This is a genomic window from Dehalococcoidia bacterium (assembly GCA_041653995.1).
GTDB lineage: Bacteria > Chloroflexota > Dehalococcoidia > GIF9 > UBA5629 > CAIMUM01.
In genome coordinates, this window is the sequence record JBAZEK010000025.1 from 1 (window position 1) to 6,412 (window position 6,412).

Annotated in this window: 11 protein-coding genes; all 11 read right to left on the minus strand. The window is 51.3% G+C overall.

Annotation, left to right across the window (positions count from 1 at the left end):
* Positions 1-221, minus strand: a 221-nt coding sequence (locus WC359_14260; protein MFA5401609.1) for a hypothetical protein, incomplete at its 3' end; no start/stop codon positions are given.
* Positions 221-1,015, minus strand: a complete 795-nt coding sequence (locus tag WC359_14265; protein ID MFA5401610.1) for a hypothetical protein — start codon at positions 1,013-1,015, stop codon at positions 221-223. The genes WC359_14265 and WC359_14260, both read right to left, overlap by 1 nt.
* A complete protein-coding gene (locus tag WC359_14270; protein ID MFA5401611.1) occupies positions 1,016-2,548 on the minus strand; it encodes a hypothetical protein in 1,533 nt (510 codons plus the stop codon).
* On the minus strand, positions 2,548-2,778 hold the full coding sequence (locus WC359_14275; GenBank protein MFA5401612.1) for a hypothetical protein: 231 nt from the start codon (positions 2,776-2,778) through the stop codon (positions 2,548-2,550). Before WC359_14275 ends, WC359_14270 begins: the two co-directional genes overlap by 1 nt.
* Positions 2,779-2,804: 26 nt before the next feature.
* Complete coding sequence (locus tag WC359_14280; GenBank protein MFA5401613.1) at positions 2,805-3,251, minus strand: hypothetical protein; 447 nt, start codon at positions 3,249-3,251, stop codon at positions 2,805-2,807.
* An 81-nt stretch (positions 3,252-3,332) separates the two neighbouring features.
* Positions 3,333-3,689 (minus strand): hypothetical protein, encoded by a 357-nt coding sequence (locus WC359_14285; protein MFA5401614.1) that lies wholly within the window; start codon positions 3,687-3,689, stop codon positions 3,333-3,335.
* Positions 3,690-3,702: 13 nt separating this feature from the next.
* The gene (locus tag WC359_14290) at positions 3,703-4,068 is read right to left on the minus strand and encodes a hypothetical protein (GenBank protein ID MFA5401615.1); all 366 of its coding nucleotides are present in this window, start codon (positions 4,066-4,068) and stop codon (positions 3,703-3,705) included.
* 22 nt (positions 4,069-4,090) lie between these two features.
* Positions 4,091-4,507 (minus strand): hypothetical protein, encoded by a 417-nt coding sequence (locus tag WC359_14295; GenBank protein ID MFA5401616.1) that lies wholly within the window; start codon positions 4,505-4,507, stop codon positions 4,091-4,093.
* Positions 4,504-4,914, minus strand: coding sequence for a hypothetical protein (locus WC359_14300; GenBank protein ID MFA5401617.1), 411 nt, complete (start codon positions 4,912-4,914; stop codon positions 4,504-4,506). The genes WC359_14295 and WC359_14300 overlap by 4 nt, the downstream gene beginning before the upstream one ends.
* 44 nt (positions 4,915-4,958) lie before the next feature.
* Positions 4,959-5,285 (minus strand): hypothetical protein, encoded by a 327-nt coding sequence (locus WC359_14305; protein MFA5401618.1) that lies wholly within the window; start codon positions 5,283-5,285, stop codon positions 4,959-4,961.
* Positions 5,267-6,412: glycosyltransferase (locus tag WC359_14310; protein ID MFA5401619.1), on the minus strand; the 1,146-nt coding region annotated here is incomplete at its 5' end. The genes WC359_14310 and WC359_14305, both read right to left, overlap by 19 nt.

A 6,412-nucleotide genomic window follows, 5' to 3' on the forward strand; every position in this document is an offset into this window, starting at 1 on the left:
GCCCCGCTAATCGAGAACCCGAATGCCCAGTCGGAGTAGGACATGGTTGATGAACTTGCGCCTGTCCTTGAATACAGCATGTAGTTCGGGTCGCCCTTCGTCAGGTTGAAGTACTGGTCGGTGGTCATGTTAGCCACCCGCTCCAGCCAAACCTGCATGTCGTTGAAAGTCTTCAGGTCAACGACCTTGTCCGTAGATTTTGCTCGTCTGAACTTTATCATTATTCTGCCTCTGGAGTAGCAAGTAGCTTATTTAAATCTGCTGTGTTGTACATGTATAATTTAGTGGCTCCATCTAGTATGTAGGGCTTATCATATTTACCGGTTTTATCATTAAATATATAATTCCAGCCATAATAAGAAGAACCTTCTTTCATACTTTTCACAGAAAAACTGTAGTTCACCTTCCACCGACGTAGCCCTTTATTGTTCCTGTATTCCTCATAATCCACTCCATTAAACATTACCCGCTCCGCTGGATAATTGTTTCCTGCTACCTGAAAATTGCTACTGTTAATCTTTCCAGAATATTGAGCCCATGTAGTTAGCAACAGATTAGCTAATCTTTTTGTCACCTTAAAGGATCCGGTGGTTATAATCTTGTTAAGTTGCTGTTCCATAGCAAGGTTTCCAACTGTCCATTTCCATGTTGCCGCTGTCTTAGCATCAACAGAGATTGCTTCTCCTCCAATTGAACCTGTGATAGGAGAAAAGTTTGGGTCAACCGATGCACCATCTTTGTCGTTTGCACCGTCGCTTGCGCCTGGAGTTGTCGTGTACTGAATGGTGTAGAGGTATTGTCCCGGCTTGTTACCAAACAGCACCTTGCGGATCTCGGTAACAAAGCAGTTTTTATAAACGTCATCTGTTGGGTCAAGCGAGTCCCCTATATCGGGGAGGTCGTCGTCTGCCGTCAAGTCAGCATCATGGAAAACTCGTGTGGCAGTTATCCCATCCACGCGTCTGATGACCTCATACCCCTCGGTTTTTTCTTTGTAATGCCCAGCTGTTGCCATTTATTCCCCTACCGTATCTGCGTTTCCGTATATTCCTCGCATAAGACCAACCCCAATGTTTTGTTTGCCCACAATCTGTCCGAGGTAAGCAGTGGCCTGTTCCTGGGCATTGAGTTGTTTCTGGGCAAGGTCGATCTTCTTGTCCTCAGCTCGTTTCTTCACCGCGTCCTCCTGCATCTTTTTCCAGATGTCAGCCAGAGAGATAATCGAGACGCTGGCTTTATCGGCCATGCCGCCGCCTGTGCCAGCACCTTTTGCCCCAGTAGGATATCCTGGTTTTCTCATTATTCCTAGACTCTGCGAAGTAGATTCGTTGCGGCGGTTGTATTCGTTTGTTATGGCGTCTAGTTTGTCCGTAAATCCTTTGAAAGATATATTTTCAATAACCAGTCCCCAAGAACTAGCAATCATATTCATGCGTTCTAACGCCACTTCTTCCATCCCAGCAAATAATCCCTTCCATTCTGGTAGCATCCCTTTTCCAATTTTCCCAGGATTTTGTATCATCTCCCACAATCTGGCCAAAGTCTCTCCGAGCCAGTTAGTCAGATTTTTCCACGCAGTATAAATCAACTGTGCCCCCATAGCAAATGGTTGCCAGATTGTTTGGCCAATTGCATTCACCAATGCACTTATATTATTAAACAATGTTTTGACAAGAAGCCAAAGTGTTTGGAATGTTGCTGAAAATCTAGCGTACATAAATCGGACTCCCCCCACAAGAGAGTCTATCCACAATTGAAATTGACCTCCGGCCACCAAGGCGTCTACAGAATCTTTCAGTGCCCATATCTTATCTGTAACACCCTGCAAGACTTCTTTGAACGCGCCTGAACCGACCAGACCCTGCCCGATAGACTCAAACACTTCTCCAATAGATTTCCGCATCTGACCGAATGCACCAGAGATGGTATCAATCTCGCCGCGAGCCATTCCTATGCCAGCAGCGCCAATCTTCATTACCATTGCCCATTTTTCAGTTTGAGTGGTAGCCTGTTTAAGTTGCGGAAAATACCGCTGAAGCATCATGGTGTTGCCCATGCCCGCCCGCGTGACCATGTTCATTGCCGAACCCAAATCTATACCCATCCGCGCTGCCAATCCGGTCGCCGCCAGAATAGCCTCTTCCATCTTCTTGGTAGACAATCCACGGGCAAGAGCGGAAGCCGCCGCAGACTTTACAGCCTCATCGTCCCACTTAGTCACTCGTGAAATCTTATCGGCAAGTTTCTCATACTTTGGCATCAACGTTTCGACATTCCCGCCAGCCATTGCAATCGCCCCTGATAGTTTCTTGGTAACGACCTCGGCTTCCACAAACGACTTTATAGAATATACCATCGCACCACCAATCGCTGCCGGGATAGCGACCATCGCCCCAACCATACCCTTGGCAAGTACAGACCCCGCCCCGCCAACAAAAGATGACACCATCGCCTGTGCCCGCAATAAACCTCCCTGAAGAGCAGAAGTTTCTGCGAGAATATTAACATAAGCGTCACCCAATGCCATGCCTGAAAGTCCACTGGCCATTATATAACCTCCCTCAAGTCAAACTTGGTCTTGCCTGTCTTTGCCCGCAATATCTGGAGCCGCTGCTCGATGGCAATCGTCCCGTCCACTTCTTTGTCCCCTTCGCTGACCTTGCCACCCATCATCTCAATCTGTTCCTTCCGTCTTCGGTTCACTGCCCCCAGTACTGCTCGCATCTGGGGTATTGTCAACCCACCCACCTGCTCGAACGTCCACCCCGTATAAAGCACGAGGTCTCCCAGCAGGGTTTCCCAGTCTACACTTTTGGGCCAATGTCCGCGCCGCCCTCCACCTTCACACCTGCTGTGCCTGTCAACTGCTCAACCAATCCACGCACCGCAATCTGGTCGGAAGGTTCGGTCATCAGCGAGATGATCTCCGGTAAGACATCCAACTTGTCCTCAACCAGATGGGTCAATGACAATATCAGCGCCACCCCCTTGATTGAGTTCATCTTCTCGCGCACGAGGGCGGCCGAGTTCTCCGCCGACAGCGGATGAGATGCCTCGTGGGACAGGTAGGCAATCTTGTCCTCGCCAGTCATCCCCTTGGCCAGCTCGTGGACCTGTATTGTCCAATCGCTCTTTACTTCCGCTTCAAACCGGCCAAACAATTCTGCCAAGGTCAATTGTCGAAACTTGTGCTGTTTGCCTGCCAACGTGGCCAAAATAGGCTGGCCTGTAAGTGCCGATACAGTTTCCATATAATCCTCCTTATTTATACCTCTAAAATACCGTCTAGATTAGCCCAGGACGTGTCGAAACACATCGCCCCGGCCCTTTTGTTATCCTACCGTTATGGACCCTGTGAAGGCGAAGGAAACGTCGTACGTGACCTTGCCGTCCACTGGGACGTTCACATCAACTTTATCCACAAACACCGAGCCAGAAAACACCGGACCCGCTCCTGTGTCTAAAGTGCCTGCCGCCAAACCTCTCGACGGGATCGCTGTGCCCTGGCAGGTAGCCGAACCTTCCATGCCGATCAAACCAGGAATGTACTCTTTCCACCCACCAGATCCCATGTTGGTCGCATCTAGTTTGTCAGTGGTGATTGCCGCTTTCCACTGAGTCACTTCACTCACCCCGGCCGGACCAGTAAACGATCCTGAATAACCGGCAATTGCCGTTGTAGCTGCCATAATACTCTCCTTGTTATGTTATTGAAACACTGCCCGAAAACGCAAACGAGACGTCATACGTGACTTTACCGTCAACAGGAACACCAACATCCACCTTGTCAACAATGATCGAGCCAGTAATGGTTGCACCACCCGTAGACTTGGTCTTCAGTGTACAGGCGGCCAATGTGCCTCGCGCCGGGATGACCGTCCCCTGTGTGGTGCAGGAGCCTTCCGCCCCGCTCAGTCCGCCAACGAACTCCTTGTACTGGGCAGAACCCATGTTGGTGGCGTCGAGTTTGTCCTGTGACACAGACAGTTTCCACTGGGTCACTTCCGTGAACCCTGTCGGTCCTGTTATTGATCCACTGAACCCGGATATTGCAGTTGTCGCGGCCATGATACACCTCCTGTTTGTTTAACTATCGTCCCAATAAATACCTTGTTTCGATCACGTAAGAATATCCTGTGCTGTCCGGGTCGCGGATCAGCCGGACATTGTTGCACTTTGCCATCAGACAAGTGATCCCCGTCATGCCTGTTAAAATAGTGTCATGATAAAGGGATCGCACTGCCTGTCCTGCTGTTACCACAAGTGAGTCTGTCCCTGATCCTATATTGTTCACGCTGAACTGGACCACGGCTTCTATCGTCCCGACCGTGCTATTCATCACAAATTCTTCAACGGCAGACACCCCAGTCAGCACGATAAATGTCGCACTGGCGTTCTGCGGTGCCTCGTCAAGCCACATCCCGCCTGGCGTGGCCGCCTTCAGTGTGGCCCCGTCAGCGGCGTTGTAAAGAGATACGATCGCTTTGAGTAACTCGTCCATTTTCAATTCCCTGAAATTATCCTGAACAGCGTCGCCTTGCACCGGGCCAGTGCTGGCCTCAAATACGGACGTGCCGCCATCTTATTTGTCCCATACTCCAGACATAAAGCATAACTCCCTTTTCCACCGCCTTGTGGCTTCAATGCGCTCCCGACCAGTCGAACCAATTTCGAGGGGGCATTCCAAGTGATACTCCTTCGCAGCATACCCGTCTGCACAAACGGCGGGTCTCCTGGAGCAGAGTGTTGTCCTTGCCGAAAATTCTTTTCCTTCTGTCGGTGTTGATCTCTTCCAACCCGAACTCCACCCTCAGGATAAGCCGACGGGCTTCCAAAACTCTTAACCACATCGTTGACCAGATAGATCGCCGCCTTGTCCATGTTCTCCTGGACCCGTGCCTCGACCTGATTCATGACCGCCTGCGCCCGCCATACAAGTTTGCCTACAATGTTCATATTTATGCCAATCGTTTTACCATGATTTCGGAGTGATGCTCCACCAGCGCCCCCTCCGGCGTGTCAAATCCAGTCACCAAATACGTGACCCCACTAATGACCACCTCGTGCTGGGTGCTCAGGGTCATGTCCGCCTCACAGAATACCCGGTGAGAGGACTCGATGCCCTCCCGCAACAGTACTGCCCGCTCATCCATTGACAACTGCTGGAGGCGGCACGGTCTCTGGCTGTAGATGGTGGACCGCACCGGCGTCTGCCCGCCGTAGGGGCTGACGGACATACTCGACAGGATGATGCTGCACTCATTGTTCAGGAGGCCAGTGAACATTTTAAGTCCTCCTGTATCTTGGCCAGCGTCGGGATCACGTGATCTTTCATAACATTCTCGATCTGGTAGTCGGCTGATCGCTCAACCATCTCGTCCCGCCACGCTGGGTAAAGTGGATCATCCTTGTGGACGTACACATATTCCAGTTTGCTCACCACATCATCTACATCCACCTCGAATTGAAACCCACCCGGCACCAATGGCCGTTTGACTCCCTTAGTGATCTTCAATCCAAACCCAATCTCTCCCGCCCCCGCGAAGTCCGGCACGATAGTCGGGCACCCGCACGCCTGCGCGTCCATGATCGGCAGGCCGAACCCCTCGCCCACGCAACAGTTTAGGTGGACGTCGCTAACATTGTACATCAAGTTCAAGTAATCATTTCCAATCTGGCCGGTGTTGTAAGCGTACTGGTTGACGATCACCGCCGACTTGTTCTCAATCCCATACAATTCCATCAAGGAAGGAAGGTCTTCCCCATCACCCCACAAGCCTGTGACTTCTGTATGCAAATACAAGAGAGCGTCTGGATGGATGGAACTGAACTTTTTCCACGCCTCAAAAATCACCGGGAAGTTTTTGCGCTTCCCGCTATTGGCGGACACCACGTTGACCAGGAACTTGCCTGTCAAATCCTTCTTGAGAATGTCACTGAACTGCTTCCGCAGTATGTCCCGACCAATCGGGCTCTTGTACATCACTGCCGGATCGAACGCACACGGCACGTAGAGCGGGTCGGCGATTCCTGCCACCTTAATAACTTTCTGTCCGAACCGAGTAGGGGCAATTACCCACCTGCATTCCTTCAACGGGGCGACGTTGCGCTTCATTAACGGGTCGCTGTCAGCCGGAACCCATGCCGCCCAGTTGGCCCTCTTGACCTCCTCGGTGCGGAGCACAAAAGCGTCCAGCCACGACCATATAATATCTGCGCCCCAGTGTTGGGCGTGTTCGACCACGATATCTGTCCCATAATTTCCGATGTGGTTGCTGTGCGGGAACATCTTAATCCCGTTCCACAACTGCACACTGGAGAACAGGCCGGTGGAGCAACTGATCGCCACATCGTGACCAGCTGCCTTCAGAGCAGGTGTCCACAGGGCGGTCTGTGTCCCGTAGCCGGAGCC

Excerpts from the sequence above, each read along its gene's own strand:
- WC359_14265 (MFA5401610.1), bottom strand. The coding sequence starts at position 1,015 with ATGGCAACAGCTGGGCATTACAAAGAAAAAACCGAGGGGTATGAGGTC.
- WC359_14270 (MFA5401611.1), bottom strand. The coding sequence starts at position 2,548 with ATGGCCAGTGGACTTTCAGGCATGGCATTGGGTGACGCTTATGTTAAT.
- WC359_14280 (MFA5401613.1), bottom strand. The coding sequence starts at position 3,251 with ATGGAAACTGTATCGGCACTTACAGGCCAGCCTATTTTGGCCACGTTG.
- WC359_14285 (MFA5401614.1), bottom strand. The coding sequence starts at position 3,689 with ATGGCAGCTACAACGGCAATTGCCGGTTATTCAGGATCGTTTACTGGT.
- WC359_14290 (MFA5401615.1), bottom strand. The coding sequence starts at position 4,068 with ATGGCCGCGACAACTGCAATATCCGGGTTCAGTGGATCAATAACAGGA.
- WC359_14300 (MFA5401617.1), bottom strand. The coding sequence starts at position 4,914 with ATGAATCAGGTCGAGGCACGGGTCCAGGAGAACATGGACAAGGCGGCG.
- WC359_14305 (MFA5401618.1), bottom strand. The coding sequence starts at position 5,285 with ATGTTCACTGGCCTCCTGAACAATGAGTGCAGCATCATCCTGTCGAGT.